General features: G+C 64.9%; 1 protein-coding gene. It reads right to left on the bottom strand.

Features of this window, described 5'->3' with window-relative positions:
- Positions 1-1,214 (bottom strand): ISL3 family transposase (locus ACZ4TW_RS24015; protein WP_465547029.1); only part of this gene is annotated, 1,214 nt, incomplete at its 3' end.
- Positions 1,215-1,343 lie beyond the last annotated feature (129 nt).

The following is a 1,343-nucleotide window of genomic DNA, read 5'->3' on the forward strand; positions in this document are numbered from 1 at the left end:
CGTTTGACCTGCTTGACCAGGCGGTTGTAACCCTCGGTCCGCGCGTTGGTCAGCCCGGTATGCAGGAACGCCAGGATCGCTGGCCACCAGGTCTCGATAGTGGTCGCCAACCGGGTGACCTCGGGGATCTGGGTGTCGGCACACCAGCTGTAGAACCGGTAGAGACGGGCGCGGATCTCGGCATCATCGACGCCGTCACGAGCGGCGGCAAGCAGTGTGCGGAGCTCTTCTTTGGCGATGTATGCGGCCAAGATCTGGCCGGTTGGATCGTTGTCGATCAAGGCGTTCCACATCTTCGCAAATGATTTGTCCGACAGACGTTCCCGCGATGTCAGCAGCCGTCTCCGGTTGGCCCATTCCGGGTCCTGTTTGCGTCCGCGGCGGCCGTGGGCATCGAAGGTGACCCGGCGACGCACCGCGGTGACCATGTCGTTGGCCAACTTGACCAGATGGAAGTGATCGACCACCACCTGCGCGTTCGGCAACAGCGTTTCGGTGACTGCGGCGGCGTAGGCGGCCGACGGGTCGATGACCACATGCGTCACCGCGTGGCGGAACTGCGAGGTCTGCTCGCAGAGCCAGTCGGTGACCGCTGCACTGGTGCGGCCCTCGACCTGGCCGAGTAGGCCCTGAGCGCCGCCGAGATCGACGAACCCGGTGTCCCAAGGGTCGGTGCGTAGCCAGGAGCGGCCGGCGGCATCACGCGTCCAGCGGGGCTTGCCGCGGCGGGTCTCGTCAATACCGAGCACCAGCACCGGTTTCGGGTCGGTCAAGACCTCCTCGGCGTGGGCAGCGAACGCGGCGTGCGCGGTCGGCCACGACACGCCCGCCCCGGCGGCCACCTCGGCTACCGAGCGGGCTGCCTCACCGATGCTGCGCCCGATCTGGGTCCGCAGCCTGGTGGTGGTGCGTCGTCGTGGCGGTACCTGCGGGATCGATTCGGTGAACGAGCGACGCTCACAGTCCGAGTTACGGCAGTAGTAGCGTGTCTTGTTCCACCGCAACTGAATTGGCGTATCTCCGTAGCGGATGTCGCGTGGCCTGGTTGTCGCGTGGCCCTTCACCGAACTCGAAGCAATCCGACAGTCCGGACACCTCGCCGCAGCCCGATCGGCCGTCACGACATCAACGATCCGAGATCCATCGGCGCGCCGAGAAACCCCGACGACCTCCATTCCTTCCAACCCCAACAACAACGACGTAGCATCGGCCATGCCCCTGGTACTCCTTCACCGAAATCCTGAATGCTTCGCAACATCCAGATTTCCGGAGACCAGGGGCGTCTTACCTCAACGACACACCGGCACGCTGACCAGGCATTGCCCCCTCAAGCTCGAAGAGCC

This window comes from Agromyces sp. NPDC029043 (assembly GCF_055564615.1).